1 pseudogene is annotated in these 338 nt (G+C 61.8%); it reads left to right on the top strand.

Going from position 1 to position 338, the window contains the following annotated elements:
• Positions 1–45: 45 nt before the first annotated feature.
• Positions 46–338 (top strand): annotated as a pseudogene (locus tag LKE08_RS28780) (hypothetical protein); the annotation flags it as partial.

Genomic DNA, 338 nt, shown 5'->3' with positions numbered 1-338 from the left:
CGTTATCACCACGGCCATTCACCCATTACTCAGGAGTATTTACCCATGATTGGATTTGTCAGAGGCGACGACATGAAATCCGGCGCGATCGCCCCCGTGGAAGGCCAGCACAGCAACCTGGACAAGTCGTCAGTGTTCGTCACGTCCCCCAACGGCATCACCCCCGACAATCCCGGCAGTTGGGAGCATTTCCGATTCGCGCCCGTGTTGGACCACGCCCGGACGATCGACCCGGCCGAAGCCGATGCCCTCGCCGACCTCGCCGACGAGTCGGACAAACTGACCGTCAGCACCCGCAAGGGATACCGGGCATTGGGACGACTGGACGACAACGGCCG

It is taken from the genome of Lyngbya sp. CCY1209 (assembly GCF_035615495.1).
Classification (GTDB): domain Bacteria; phylum Cyanobacteriota; class Cyanobacteriia; order Cyanobacteriales; family Microcoleaceae; genus Limnospira.
This window is presented reverse-complemented; position numbering and strand designations above follow the sequence as displayed.